This window comes from Chromobacterium sp. LK11 (genome assembly GCF_001043705.1).
Lineage (GTDB): Bacteria > Pseudomonadota > Gammaproteobacteria > Burkholderiales > Chromobacteriaceae > Chromobacterium > Chromobacterium alkanivorans.
Genome location: NZ_LDUR01000034.1, coordinates 1 through 13,118, shown reverse-complemented (window position 1 = coordinate 13,118; position 13,118 = coordinate 1). Strand labels below are relative to the sequence as shown.

Sequence of the window (13,118 nt, the reverse complement as noted above, 5' to 3'; positions counted from 1 at the left end):
ATATTGATATAACCCATCGGTTTTGATGCGCCGATGGGCTTTCGGTAGATTTGAGCGCATCTACAGGATGGGCAGGAAGCATGGACATCGGTCAACAGAGGCTGACTCACCTCAAGCAGTTGGAAGCGGAGTCGATCCACATCATTCGCGAAGTGGCCGCGGAATTCGAAAACCCGGTGATGCTGTATTCGATAGGCAAGGATTCGGCGGTGATGCTGCATCTGGCCAAGAAGGCGTTTGCGCCGGGCAAGCCGCCGTTCCCCTTGATGCACGTGGACACCACCTGGAAGTTCAGGGAAATGATCGCGCTGCGCGACAAGCAGGCGCGCGAATACGGCTGGGATCTGATCGTCCACGTCAACCAGGACGGCGTGGACGCCGGCATCAATCCGTTCACCGCCGGCAGCGCCAAGCACACCGACGTGATGAAGACCGAGGGTCTGAAGCAGGCCTTGAACAAATACGGTTTCGACGCGGCTTTCGGCGGCGCGCGCCGCGACGAGGAAAAGAGCCGCGCCAAGGAGCGCGTCTATTCCTTCCGTGACCGCAACCATCGCTGGGACCCGAAGAACCAGCGTCCCGAACTCTGGAACATCTACAACAGCAAGATAGACAAGGGCGAGAGCATACGCGTGTTCCCGCTGTCCAACTGGACCGAGCTGGACATCTGGCAATACATCTTCCTGGAAAACATCGAGATCGTGCCCCTGTACTTCGCCGCCGAACGGCCGGTGATAGAGCGCGACGGCACGCTGATCATGATAGACGACGAGCGGATACTGGAATATCTGAGCCCGGAAGAGAAGGCGAGCATTGAAACCAGGCGGGTCCGTTTCCGCACCCTGGGTTGTTATCCGCTGACCGGAGCGGTGGAGTCGCAGGCGGCCACGTTGCCGGACATCATCCAGGAGATGCTGCTGACCCGAACCTCCGAGCGCCAGGGCCGGGTGATAGACCACGACAGCGCCGGCTCGATGGAAAAGAAAAAGATGGAAGGATATTTCTGATGACTCACCAATCCGATCTGATCGCCGGCGACATCCTGGAATACCTGCGCCAGCACGAAAACAAGGATCTGCTGCGCTTCATCACCTGTGGCAACGTCGACGACGGCAAGTCCACCCTGATCGGCCGGCTGCTGCACGATTCCAAGCTGATCTTCGAGGACCAGCTGGCGGCGATAGAGCGCGACTCCAAAAAGTACAACACCACCGACCAGGACATCGACCTGGCCTTGCTGGTGGACGGCTTGCAGGCGGAGCGCGAGCAGGGCATCACCATCGATGTCGCTTACCGCTATTTCAGCACCGACAAGCGCAAGTTCATCATCGCCGACTGCCCGGGCCACGAGCAGTACACCCGCAATATGGCCACCGGCGCGTCCACCAGCAATCTGGCCATCATCCTGATCGACGCGCGGCGAGGGGTGCAGACCCAGACTCGCCGCCACAGCTTCATCGTCAGCCTGTTGGGCATCCGCCACGTGATCGTGGCGGTGAACAAGATGGACCTGGTGGATTACGACCCGGCGGTGTTCGAGCGCATCCGCGACGAGTACCTGGCCTTCGCCGAGGGCCTGGCGATTCCGGACATCCGCTTCGTGCCGATCTCCGCGCTGCGCGGCGACAATGTGGTCAGCCGCGGCGAGGGCGCGCCCTGGTATCAGGGGCCGACGCTGATGCAGCTGCTGGAAACGGTGGAAGTGCGCAGCGACGCGGCGCTGGAGGCCTTCCGCCTGCCGGTGCAGTACGTGAACCGGCCCAATCTGGACTTTCGCGGCTTCTGCGGCACCATCGCCGCCGGCGAGATTCGTCCCGGCGACGAAGTGCTGGCGCTGCCGTCCGGCCGCCGCAGCAAGGTCAAGGCCGTGGTGGCCTACGAGGGCGAACTGGCCGCGGCCGGCTCCGGCGAGGCGATCACGCTGACGCTGGAGGACGAGATCGATGTGTCGCGCGGCGATATGCTGGTGCGCGCGGACCAGCCGCCGCCGGCGGTGAGCAACAGTCTGGACGCTCACCTGGTGTGGATGCAGGACGCGCCGCTGCGCGCCGGCAAGGAGTACGGCTTCAAGCTGGCCGGCAAATTCGTCACCGGCCGGGTGGAGGCCATCCTGCACCAGGTGGACGTCAACACTCTCGAGCAGAAACCGTCGGAGGCGCTGCATCTGAACGAGATCGCGCTGTGCCGGATCAGCCTGAACGCGCCGGCGGTGATAGACGCCTACGCCGCCTGTCGCGGCACCGGCAGTTTCATCGTGATCGACCGGCTGAGCAACGCCACCGCCGGCGCCGGCATGATCACGGCGGCCGGGACGGAGCAGGCGGCCGCGCCGCAGGACGAGTTGCAGCGGCTGCGCGCCTTCGAGCTGGAACTGAACGCGCTGGTGCGCAAATACTTCCCGCACTGGGAGGCCAAGGACATCGGCCAGCTGTTTCCGCGCTGAGCTAGTGTCGTGCAGCGATGGACAGCCCTCCGTTCCACGGCGGGCTGTCCATTTTTCGACCTGTTGTTGCAGGATTCGGCCACGCCGGTTTACAGCCGCCGGCGGGCTGCCTACAATCCGGCAGCTTCAATTGGCGCGTTGTATCCGCTGCGGTTCGCAGCGGCGTGGTTCTGTTTCGTCCCGTCTGCTCCGGCAGCCGCGGTCCACTCGGTTTCCCCCTCCGTCTTTCGCTTGAAGCGCCGGCAACGCCGCCCGCGGCGCTGTCGCATCGCCTGTAATCCATATAGAAAAGATAAAACATGACGTTTGCGCTGAAACACATCGCAGGCGCAACCGCTGCCATCTTGCTGGCAGGCCCGGTTGCAGCCAAGGATTTCACTGTCGCCGTGATCTACGATCAGGCCGGCAAGTTCGACAAGAGCTTCAATGAAGCGGCATTCAACGGCGCCGAACGTTTCAAGAAAGAATTCCACATCAACTACCGCGAAGGCCAGGTCAGCAACGACGCTCAGAAAGAGCAGATGCTGCGCAATATGGCGCGCAAGGGCGCCGACCTGGTGGTGGCGGTGGGCTTCGCCTACACCCAGTCCATCGAGACCGTGGCCAAGGAATTCCCCAAGGTGAAGTTCACCCTGGTGGATTCGGTGGCCAAGGGCCCGAATGTGCAGAGCATCGCCTTCAAGGAGCAGGAAGGCTCCTTCCTGGTGGGCATGGCCGCCGCGCTCAAGTCCAAGAGCGGCAAGGTGGGCTATCTGGGCGGCATGGACGTGCCGCTGATCCGCGCCTTCGGCTGCGGCTACGCCCAGGGCGCCAAGTACGCCAATCCCAAGGCGGTGGTGATGCAGAACATGATAGGCACCACCCACGCCGCCTTCAACGACCCGGCGCGCGGCGGCGAGCTGGCCAAGAGCCAGTTCGATCGCGGCGTGGACGTGGTGTTCGCCGCGGCGGCGCTGTCGAATATGGGCGTGATTCAGGCGGCCAAGGGCGCCAAGAAGTTCTACATCGGCGTGGACAGCAATCAGAACTATCTGCAGCCGGGCGTGGTGCTGACCTCCATGGTCAAGCGCGTGGACAACGCGGTCTACGAAACCATGCGCGACGCCAAGAACGGCGCGTGGAAGCCGGACGTCAAGCTGATGGGCTTGAAAGAAAACGGCGTGGACTGGTCGCTGGACCAGTACAACCGTTCGCTGATCACGCCGGAGATGGAGAAGAAGATCCTGCAGGCGCGCAAGGACATCGTCAGCGGCAAGATCAAGGTGGTGGATTACCGCGCCGCCAACCGCTGCCCGGTGAACTGATCCACCGGGGCCGCGCCGCACTGGGCGCTGCGACGTGAAAACGGGCAAGACCATCTGGTCTTGCCCGTTTTTCTTGGTGGATCGTGAATCGGCTCTCAGAACCTGTTTACGATCTCGCGAGCTAAGGCGAGACAAGGCGAAAACGGCTGAGAAAGCGGAATGTACATAAGGTACATGAGCATTTCGAAGTTGCACTCACCGAGACACGTTTCACGACGCGCAGCAGATCGTAAACAGGTTTTCAGATCCCCAGCGTCGCGCCGCCGTCCACGTACAGATTATGCAGCGTGATGTGGCGCGCCTGATCCGACAGCAGGAACAGCGCGGCATTGGCCACATCCTGCGGCGCGGCGATGCGTTGCAGCGGGATGCCGGTGCGATACTGCTCCAGCGAGCCTTGCAGGATGGCCGGCGGGATGGCGTCGTCGCTCCACAGCTGGCGCTGCATCGCGGTGTCGGTGGAGCCCGGCGACACGATATTGCAGCGCACACCGAACTCGGCCAGCTCCAGGCCCAGGCATTTGCTGAACTGGGTGGTGGCGGCCTTGGAGGCGGCGTAGGCCGCCATCTGGGTGCGCGGCACTTCGGCGGCGTTGGAGCCGACGGTGACGATGCCGCCCCGGCGGCGCACCTGCATGCGCCGCGCCACCGCGCGGCTGAGGAAGAACACGCCGTGGGTGTTGACGGCGAAGCTCTGCAGCCAGTCCTCGTCGCTGAGCTGCTCCACTGTGCCCAGGCGCAACACGCCGGCGACATTGGCCAGCATGTCGATGGTGCCGATCTCGTCCTCGATGCGCGCCACCGCCTGTTCCACCGCCGCGCCGTCGCGGATGTCCAGCGGCAGCGGGATGATGCGGCCGTCGGCATGGGCCGGCGCGTGCAGCGCCAGCTGCTGCAGGCCGTCGGCGCGCAGGTCCAGCGCCGCCACGCGGCAGCCCTGGTCCGCCAGCGAGCGCGCCAGCGCCGCGCCTATGCCCTGGGCCGCGCCGCTGACCACGGCCAGCCGGCCGTGGAATTCAGGGTAGCTGGCGCTCATGCGGCGACCCCGTCCAGCTGGCGCGCCAGCAGCGCCTGCCAGGCGTTGACGCTGGGCTGTTGCGCCAGTTCGATGAAGTCGATTTCCGCGCCCAGCGCGCGCCATTGTTCCAGCAAGCTCATCAGGCGGATGGAGTCCAGGCCCCAGTCCAGCAGATTGTCGTCCAGGCCGATGTCGCTGGCCGGCTGCTGCAGCAGTTCGGCGATGGCGGCGCGCAGCGCTTCCGCGCTGGGCGCGGCGGAGGCCGGGGCGGCCAGCTGGCTCAGCAGGCGCTGGCTGTCCAGGGTCACGCCGCAGCGCTGGGCCACGTATTCCAGCGCCATCGCATGGCGTTCGGCCGAGAAGTCGGCCAGGCCGTCGGCGACGAAGAAGGGCTGGATGTCGTACATAAAGGCGTCCAGCGCGGTGCTCATGCAGCCGATGTGGGCGTAGATGCCGCAGATGATCAGCTGGTCGCGGCCTTGCTGGCGCAGCAGGTTGAGGAAGGGCGAGCGCTGGAAGGCGCTGTAGCGCCACTTGGTCAGCACGGTGTCGTCGGCGGCCGGGCTCAGGCCGGCCACGATGGGGTGGCGTTCCGGGCGCGCCGGCAGGCCGGGGCCCCACATATCGTTGAGCAGGCCGCGGTCGCTGTCGGTCTGTTCCGCCGGCTGGGCGGTGTAGAACACCGGGATGTTCAGCTCGCGGCAGCGCGCGCGGATGGCGGCGATATTGCGCAGCGCGGTGGCCACCGGCTCGGCGTCGCGGTCGTAGAAGTCCAGGAAGTATTCCTGCATGTCGTGGATCAGCAGCGCGGCGCGCTGCGGCGCTACCGTCCAGTCGACGCGGTTTTCCGGCAGTTGCGACGGGATGGCGTAGGGGGCGATGCGGGGAATGCTCATGCTTGTGACCTTTGGGTGGACTGCGCGGCCAGTTTCTGTTCCAGCATCTGGCGCAGGGTTTTCTTGCTGACCTTGCCGACGCTGGTTTGCGGCAGGGTGTCGACCAGCTCCAGCCGGTCCGGAATCTTGTAGGCGGCGAGGCCGCGCTCGCGCAGGAAGGCGGCCACCTGGGGCAGGCGGATCGCCTGCTGCTCGCGCGGGATGATGAAGGCGCAGGAGCGCTCGCCCAGATAGGGGTCGCTCATCGCCACGATGGCGACGTCGCGCACCAGCGGGTGGGCCAGCAGATGATTTTCCACTTCCTCGGCGGAGATCTTCTCGCCGCCGCGGTTGATCTGGTCCTTGGCGCGGCCTTCCACCGTCAGATAGCCGTCGGCGTTCATGCTCACCAGGTCGCCGGTGCGGTAGAAGCCGTCGGCGGTGAAGGCGCGCTGATTGTGGTCGGCGGCGCGCCAGTAGCCGCGGATGGTGTAAGGGCCGCGCGTCAGCAGGTGGCCGACTTCGCCCGGCGCCACCGGCTGGTCTTCGTCGTCGACGATGCGCACTTCGTCGTCGGCGCTGATCGGCCGGCCCTGGGTGTGCAGCACCCGTTCCGGGCCGTCGTCCAGCCGGGTGTAGTTGACCAGGCCTTCGGCCATGCCGAACACCTGCTGCAGCTTGCAGCCGAGCGCGGGCTCGACGCGGGCGGCGAGCTCGGGGCCGAACTTGGCGCCGCCCACTTGCAACAGGCGCAGGCTGGCCAGCTTGCCCGGCTGCTTGGCGGCGGCGTCCAGCCACAGCGGCACCAGCGGCGGCACCAGCGCGGCGATGGTGACGGCCTCGGTCGCGATCAGTTCGAAGGATTCGTCGACGCTGGGGCCGGAAGCCAGCACCACGGTGCCGCCGGCGTGGAACACGCCGAAGCTGCCGGGCGAGCTCATCGGGAAGTTGTGGCCGGCCGGCAGCACGCACAGATAGACGCTGTCGCGGTTCAGGCCGCAGATTTCGGCGCTGGCGGCGAAGCTGTACAGATAGTCGTCATGGGTGCGCGGGATCAGCTTGGGCACGCCGGTGCTGCCGCCGGAGAGCTGGAAGAAGGCCAGGCCGCTGGCGTCCGGCTCCGCCGGCAGCGGCTGGTCCATCAGGTAGAGGCTGTTGAGCGGGGTGTAGTCGCCGGCTTCTCCGGCCACGATCACCTGTTGCAGCGACGGCGCCAGCGGCAGCAGCTCGGCCGCCAGCGTGCGGTAGTCGAAACCGGCGTGCTGGTCGGCGCAGATGTAGACCGCGGCGTCGGTGTGCTGGCAGAAGTAGGACACTTCGGCGCGGCGGTGCGCCGGCAGCGCGAACACCGGCAGCATGCCGAGGCGGAACAGCGCGAAGGCGACGATGAAGAATTCGGCGCAATTGGGCAGCTGCACCACGGCGCGCTGGCCAGGGCGCAGGCCGCGGGCGTACAGGCCGGCGGCCAGGCGTTCGGCGTAGAGCTTGAGCTCGCGGTAGTTCAGCCGCTGCTTGCCGGCCACCAGGGCCAGTTTTTCCGGTTGCTGCTCGGCCTGGGCCGCCAGCATGGAAAACAGGGTCTGGCCCTGCCAATAGCCGGCCTCGCGGTAGCGGCGGGCGAAGTCTTCAGGCCACGGGGTCCAGCCCAGTCGTTGTTCGTTCATGCCGCCTCCGCCAAATCGGCCAGGCCCATCGCGCGCAGCATGGTGCGGAACTTGGCCGCGGTTTCGGCCAGCTCGCTTTCCGGCAGCGAGCCGGTGACGATGCCGGCGCCGGCGAACAGGCGCAGCGTGCGTTCGGCGATTTCGGCGCAGCGGATGGTGACCGCCCATTCGCCGTCGCCCTTGCCGTCGCACCAGCCCACCATGCCGGTGAAGAAGCCGCGGTCGAACGGTTCGATCTCGCGAATCAGGCTGCGTGCCGGGTCGGCCGGGAAGCCGCATACCGCCGGGGTGGGGTGCAGCGCTCGCGCCAGTTCGAAGGAACTCACCGCTGGGTCGATCAGCTCGCCGCTGATGCGGGTGGACAGATGCCACATGGTGGCGGTGGAAACCAGCGACGGGCCGGCCGGCACCTGCAGGTCGCGGCAATACGGCGCCAGCGCCTCGACTACGGCGTCGATCACCAGCTTGTGTTCGTACAGGTCCTTGCCGGATTCCAGCAGGGCGTCGGCGCGGCGGCGGTCTTCCGCCGGGTCCGGGCTGCGCGCGGCGGAGCCGGCCAGCGGATTGGTGATCACTTGATGGCCGTAGCGCGCCAGCAGCAGCTCGGGGCTGGCGCCCATCAGCGCGCGGCGCGGCGCGCCGTCTTCGCTCAGTTGCACGGCGAAGGTGTAGCCGTGCTGATTCTGGCTGGCCAGATTGAGCAGCAATTGACGCTGGTCTATGGCCTGCTCGGCGGAAAGCTCTAAGGTGCGCGACAGCACCACTTTGTCCAGCGCGCCGCTGCCGATGCGGGCCAGCGCGTCGCTGACGCCCTGGCAGTAGGCGGCCGGCGCCGGTTGCGGCGTCAATCGGCACTCGGCTTGCAAGGGCTGGCGCAGCGCGCTGCGCTGTTCCTGCTTCAGCGCGTCGGCGCGGCGTACCTGTTGCGGCACGAACAGCCACGGCTGTTGTTCCGGCATGAAGGGGATGGCGCCAACGACTACGGCTTGCTCCGGGTCCGGCTGCGAGGCCAGCGCGGCGGCGATGGCGGCGCTGGGGTCGGCGTCGGTGATGACGCGTTGGATGCCTTCGGCCAGCAGGGTGTGGCATGGCGAGGCGAAGAAGAAGGCGGAATCGGCCTGGTAGGCGGCCAACAGATTGTGTTCGCCGCTATAGGCTGGGTCGAGTGAGGTTTGGTTCATCGCTATTCCTGAGTCCACTGGGTAGGTGGGGGATGGCTCGTCTGAGCGTCGAGGGCGAATATAAATGATAATCGTTATCCATTGCAATACGGTGATATTGCGTACAGATGATATTGATTCCACATTTTTGCTCTAGGACTTAGTCAAGGCCGAGCTTCGGGTTAGGACCTTCCTGTCAATGTTTTCGTCATTTTCCGACTAGGTCGAAGAAGGCTGCTAAGTAGGCTAAAGCCGCTGCAGAGCAGGCCATGCGGGGCCTTAGGGAGGGAAGCCATGCCGGGAGATTGGACTAATTTTGGTAAAAACGCAATTGACAATCATTCTCAATAAAAATATCGTAGCCGCCAATTGAACCGCTTGCATGGCAGGCGCAGATGGAGAATGACAATGTATTCCGAAGGCAGCGACAGCATGGACGGTGTTCCCGATAGCGTACAGGCGGCGGAGCCGATGGGCTTGCGGCGTTTGCCCTCGCCGCGCGAACTGATGGCCGACGCGATGGCGGACGACAGGGCGCGGCAGACGGTGGCGCGCGGCCGCCGCCTGGCCCAGGCCGCGGTGGCCGGAACCGGCGCGCGGCGCGTGCTGTTGCTGCGTTTGCCCTTGCCGGCGCTGTTGGAGCAGGCGGAGCAGTTGAGCGCCTGGCTGTCGCGAGAGGACGGCTGGAGCGTATTGGCCCAGCCGCTTGCCGCGGCGGCGGCGGGGCGCGGACGGCAAGCGCTGCTGGAGCAAAGAAGGACTTATCTGCAATGCCTGGCGGCCGGCGTTCCCTTGGCGCATGTGTTGATTCAGCCCAACGAGATGGCGTATCTGAGCGATCTGGTCAGCGCGGTGTTGTTGCCGCCCACCGTGATCGAGAGCCAGATCCACCGCGAGCTGGCGTCGGCGCTGCCTTGCCCGGTCTTGCTGGAGCCCGGCGACGCCGACAAGCTGCAAATCGCCCGCGACGCGCGTCAGTCGGTGGCGGCCAGCCACCGCTTCCCGATGTTGCTGAACGAGGGGCGGGTGGGTCTGGTGGAAAGCGCGGGCAATCCGGACGGCGCGGTGCTGTTGGGGCCGGGCATGGCGGCGGGAGACGCGCCGCATTTGCTGGCCTTCGACGATGCGCCGGAAAGCGCCGACGGCTGGGCGCCGGCTTGCGGCGGTCTGACGCTGACCGCGTCCAGCGTGGCGGCGGCGCAGCGGAGATTCCAGCGCTGGCGGGCGTCCGAGCTGTTGGCGGCCGACTGAGCTTAGGGGCCGTGCGACCGCGAGCCGGCGTTTAGCGGGTGCTGCTTAAGCAATCGCGCCCGCTGCCCTTGGCGTGGTAGAGCGCCTCGTCGGCGCGGGCGTAGCAACTGGCGATGTCGTCGTCGGGGCGCAGCTCGGTCAGGCCGATCGAGCAGGTGTAGCCCAGTTCCGGCTTGGCCGCCAGCGGGCGGTCCAGCCGCGCGGCGGCGAGAATCCGTTCACAGCACTGTTCCGCCTCGAGCAGCGAGGTTTGCGGCAGTAGCAGCATGAATTCCTCGCCGCCCAGCCGTCCGAAGCCGTCTCTTTGCCGCAGCTGGGCGCGCGCGGCCTGGACGAAGCCGCAAATCACCTGGTCGCCGGCCGGATGGCCCTCCAGGTCGTTGATGCGCTTGAAGTGATCGAGATCCAGGATGGCGAGGCAGGCCGGCGCCGTGTGCCGCAGCCGCTGTTGCAGCAATAGTTGCAACAACTGCATCAAATGGGTGCGGTTGCTGATGCCGGTCATCGGATCGGTCTGGGCGGCGCGCAGCGCCACGTCCCGCTCCTGGCGCAGCGCGCGCCGGTCGGCGCGCAGCTCGGTGATGTCGCTGGCCTGGCACAGCATCCAGCCGTCCGCGCTCATGGTTTCGGTCATCCACATCCAGCGGCCGTCGCGCAGATCGGCCTCGAAAGCGCGGTAAGGCAGCTTGCCGCGGCGCGAACAGGCGGAGCGCAGCCAGGTTTCAATATCGTCGGTTTCTATTCGCGAGCCCTGTCCCTGCCGATGGTTGCGCCGCATCAGTTCCGCCCAGCTCAGGCTTTCCTCCGGCGCCAGGAAGAAGCTCTGGCGAAAGGCCGTGTTGGCGTAGCGCAGCTTGTCGTGCTGGTCGAACAGCGCGACCAGGGTCGCGCTGTCGTCCAGCATGGCAAGCAGGGTGATGCAGAGGGCGTCCGTCATGGCGGTGGGCTACTCGAGCGTGTTTCAGTGAGTATCGTACCCGGCGGCCATGCTTGCCAAGGTAAGCGCCGCTCCTTGAACGGGCGCCGAGCGCCTGTTCAATGTTCGCTGCGCCTCGGCGAGGCGGCGTTGAAAACGGCTTGGGACCGCTCATCTGGCCGAGCCGCTGCAGCCACTGACGCCAAGGCTGGCTAGGTGCTTACAGCATGGCGAAGGCCGCCATCCCGACCAGCGCGCCGGTGGTGCCCAGTATGGTTTCCATCAAGGACCAGGTTTTCAGCGTCTGGGCCTCGTCGGCGCCGGTGAATTTGCCGAACAGCCAGAAGCCGGAGTCGTTGACGTGGCTGAGCACGATGGAGCCGCCGGCGATGCAGATGGACAGCGCCGCCAGCTGCGCGCCGGACAAGCCCATGGTCTCTACGGCCGGCAGCACCAGCCCCACCGTGGTCAGGCAGGCGACGGTGGCCGAGCCCTGGATCACCCTGACCGCGGCCGCCAGCGCGAAGCAGGCGACAGCGATGGGCAGGCCGGCGCCTATCAGCGCGTTGCCCAACGCCGGTCCCACGCCGGAATCCACCAGCACCTGCTTGAACACGCCGCCGGCGCCGGTCACCAACAGGATGATGCCGGCCGGCTGCAGCGCGGCGTTGCAGATCTGCATGACTTGATCCTTGCTCATGCCGCGGCGGATGGCCAGGCCGTAGATGGCGATCAGGCAGGCGGCCAGGATGGCGCTGAACGGGTGGCCGATGAACTGCAGCCAGTGGAAGACGGCCGATCCCGGCGTCGCCAGATGGCTGCCCAGGGTCTTGCAGGCCACCATGAGCAGCGGAAACAGCACCAGGGCCAGGCTGAAGGCGAAGGAGGGCATGCGGCCGCGTTCCAGCGTCGGCTCGCTGATGTCGTCCGGCAGCGCCAGGCTGACGTGCCGGCTGATGAAGCTGCCGAACAGCGGTCCGGCCAGCAGCATGCCAGGAATCGCCGCCGCCAGTCCGATGACGATCATCCAGCCGAAGTCGGCCTGCATCTGCGAGGCCAGCAGCATGGGCGTGGGGCCGGGCAGCAGGAAGGCCGCCGCGGCGGCCACGCCGGCGAACAGCGGCACCGCCAGCTTGACCACATTGCCGCCGGTGCGGCGCGCCACCGCGAACACCACGCCTATCAGCAGCACGATGGCGACGTCGAAGAACAGCGGTAGCGCGCAGACCAGCCCGGCCACGCCCAGCGCGTAATGCGCGCGCCGTTCGCCGAAGCGGCTCAATAGTTGGCCGGCGATCTGATCGAGCGCGCCGGTCTCGTGCAGGATCTTGCCGAACATCGCGCCCAGCGCCACCACCACGGCGAGAAAGCCCAGGGTGCCGGCCATGCCTTTTTGCATGGTGTCGGCGATTTTCTCCACCGGCATGCCGGAGGCCACGCCGGCGCCGATGGAGACCAGCATCAGCGCGATGAAAGCGTGTAGGCGCGCCTTCATCACCAGCAACAACAGCAGGGCGACCGAGCCCAGCGCGGTCAATACCAGGGTTGCGATGGACATGTCAGCGCTCCCGGCGGGACTGGATCAGGCGCAGCGCGGCGGCGACGACGCTGTCCAGTTCGGGACGGATGTCCAGGGTGTGGACGTCGGTCTCGTCCGGCCCCGGCTCTTCCAGCGCGGCGAATTGCGAGGCTAGCATGTCGGCTTTCTGGAAATGGCCTTGCCGGGCCTGCAGCCGCTGCAGGATCAGGTCGAAATCGCCTTTCAGGTACAGGAAGGACAGCTGGGGATTGCCGGCGCGCAGTTGGTCGCGGTAGCGCCGTTTCAACGCGGAGCAGACGATGACGGACAGCGCGTTGCTGCGTTGCATGGCGTAGGCGGCGTCGCTGAGCGCGGCGAGCCAGGGGAGGCGGTCGGCGTCGTCCAGCGGCGTTCCGGCGGCCATTTTGTCGATATTGGCGCGCGGGTGCAGGAAGTCGCCGTCGAGCACGGCGCATGTCAGGTGTTGGGCCAGCCGCGCGGCGAGCGCGGACTTGCCGCAGCCGGAGACGCCCATCAGCACGTAAACCTGATGTGGTGTGGAATTCATGAAGCCACTCCAATGAGTTGTCGGATGGTATGAAGGCGGATCGTGATTGTTACCGGTAACATTATGCCGATAACAATATGTCGGCTTTGCGGCGCGCAGGCAAGCGTTTTGAGCGCCGGGCTTGATCAGGAACCGGCGTCATCGCTTGAGGGCTTGATTGCTAAGGGATTTTACGGGGAGGCCGGTGTCGTATTCCAGCACTGGCTTAGCGCCTGTTCAAAGTCCCGCGGGCAAGAGCGAGACAAGGCGAAAACCGCTGAGAAAGCGGAATGTACGAGTGGTACATGAGCATTTCGAAGCGGTTTTTAACGCCGTATCGCCGCAGCGCAGCAGACATTGAACAGGTTCTTAGACGTGTTTACGATCTCGCGAGCAAGAGCGAGACAAGGCGAAAACCGCT

The 13,118-nt window shown here is 65.9% G+C and carries 11 protein-coding genes; 4 read left to right on the top strand and 7 right to left on the bottom strand.

Annotated features, from left to right (window positions below):
* The first annotated feature begins 80 nt into the window (after positions 1-80).
* The 3 genes from cysD (at position 81) to VK98_RS18605 (ending at position 3,747) form a co-directional block, all read left to right on the top strand.
* A complete protein-coding gene (gene cysD, locus VK98_RS18615; protein WP_048415475.1) occupies positions 81-1,007 on the top strand; it encodes a sulfate adenylyltransferase subunit CysD in 927 nt (308 codons plus the stop codon).
* Positions 1,007-2,443, top strand: coding sequence for a sulfate adenylyltransferase subunit CysN (gene cysN, locus VK98_RS18610; protein ID WP_048415474.1), 1,437 nt, complete (start codon positions 1,007-1,009; stop codon positions 2,441-2,443). Before cysD ends, cysN begins: the two co-directional genes overlap by 1 nt.
* Positions 2,444-2,742: 299 nt before the next feature.
* On the top strand, positions 2,743-3,747 hold the full coding sequence (locus VK98_RS18605; RefSeq protein ID WP_048415473.1) for a BMP family protein: 1,005 nt from the start codon (positions 2,743-2,745) through the stop codon (positions 3,745-3,747).
* A 241-nt stretch (positions 3,748-3,988) separates the two neighbouring features.
* On the opposite strand, the gene VK98_RS18600 is transcribed toward VK98_RS18605, so the two are convergent.
* The 4 genes from VK98_RS18600 to dhbC are packed head-to-tail and all read right to left on the bottom strand — an operon-like array spanning position 3,989 to position 8,485.
* Complete coding sequence (locus tag VK98_RS18600; protein ID WP_048415472.1) at positions 3,989-4,783, bottom strand: 2,3-dihydro-2,3-dihydroxybenzoate dehydrogenase; 795 nt, start codon at positions 4,781-4,783, stop codon at positions 3,989-3,991.
* Positions 4,780-5,661 (bottom strand): isochorismatase family protein, encoded by an 882-nt coding sequence (locus VK98_RS18595; RefSeq protein WP_048415471.1) that lies wholly within the window; start codon positions 5,659-5,661, stop codon positions 4,780-4,782. Before VK98_RS18595 ends, VK98_RS18600 begins: the two co-directional genes overlap by 4 nt.
* The gene (locus VK98_RS18590) at positions 5,658-7,304 is read right to left on the bottom strand and encodes a (2,3-dihydroxybenzoyl)adenylate synthase (RefSeq protein ID WP_048415470.1); all 1,647 of its coding nucleotides are present in this window, start codon (positions 7,302-7,304) and stop codon (positions 5,658-5,660) included. Before VK98_RS18590 ends, VK98_RS18595 begins: the two co-directional genes overlap by 4 nt.
* Positions 7,301-8,485: an isochorismate synthase DhbC gene (gene dhbC, locus VK98_RS18585; protein ID WP_048415469.1), complete on the bottom strand. Its 1,185-nt coding sequence runs from the start codon at positions 8,483-8,485 to the stop codon at positions 7,301-7,303. The genes VK98_RS18590 and dhbC overlap by 4 nt, the downstream gene beginning before the upstream one ends.
* A gap of 387 nt (positions 8,486-8,872) precedes the next feature.
* Here dhbC and VK98_RS18580 point away from each other — a divergent pair, with 387 nt between their 5' ends.
* On the top strand, positions 8,873-9,715 hold the full coding sequence (locus tag VK98_RS18580; RefSeq protein ID WP_048415468.1) for a hypothetical protein: 843 nt from the start codon (positions 8,873-8,875) through the stop codon (positions 9,713-9,715).
* 31 nt (positions 9,716-9,746) lie between these two features.
* Here VK98_RS18580 and VK98_RS18575 read toward each other — a convergent pair whose 3' ends face one another.
* From VK98_RS18575 to gntK, 3 genes are all read right to left on the bottom strand, one after another.
* Positions 9,747-10,652, bottom strand: coding sequence for a sensor domain-containing diguanylate cyclase (locus VK98_RS18575; protein ID WP_048415467.1), 906 nt, complete (start codon positions 10,650-10,652; stop codon positions 9,747-9,749).
* A 199-nt stretch (positions 10,653-10,851) separates the two neighbouring features.
* Positions 10,852-12,189 carry a gluconate transporter gene (gntU, locus tag VK98_RS18570; protein WP_048415466.1) on the bottom strand — a complete coding sequence of 446 codons (1,338 nt, stop codon included), beginning with the start codon at positions 12,187-12,189 and terminating at the stop codon, positions 10,852-10,854.
* A gap of 1 nt (position 12,190) precedes the next feature.
* On the bottom strand, positions 12,191-12,718 hold the full coding sequence (gene gntK / locus VK98_RS18565; protein WP_048415465.1) for a gluconokinase: 528 nt from the start codon (positions 12,716-12,718) through the stop codon (positions 12,191-12,193).
* Positions 12,719-13,118 lie beyond the last annotated feature (400 nt).